Origin of the sequence: Methylobacterium sp. CCH5-D2 (assembly GCF_001556475.1) — a bacterium.
GTDB classification, from domain to species: Bacteria; Pseudomonadota; Alphaproteobacteria; order Rhizobiales; family Beijerinckiaceae; genus Methylobacterium; species Methylobacterium hispanicum.
Map to the genome: position 1 here is coordinate 1 of NZ_LSIX01000562.1, position 253 is coordinate 253.

Sequence of the window (253 nt, forward strand, 5' to 3'; positions counted from 1 at the left end):
GCGGCGTCGAGCGGCTCGCGGTCGAACACGTCGAGGGCCGCGCCGCCGAGATGGCCCGATCGGAGCGCGGCGGCGACCGCCGCCTCGTCCACCACGCCGCCGCGGGCCGCGTTGATCAGCACGGCGCCCTTCGGCATCCGGGCGATCGCCTCCGCGCCGATCAGGCCGCGGGTCCCCTCGGTGAGCGGCACGTGGAGCGAGAGCACGTCGCTCTCGGCGATCAGGGCGTCGAGGTCGCGGCGGGCGATCCCGC

1 protein-coding gene is annotated in these 253 nt (G+C 77.5%); it reads right to left on the reverse strand.

The window, feature by feature from the left end; genetic code table 11:
* A partial coding sequence (locus AX737_RS14405; protein WP_280949073.1) for an NAD(P)-dependent oxidoreductase occupies positions 1-253 on the reverse strand: 253 nt, incomplete at both ends.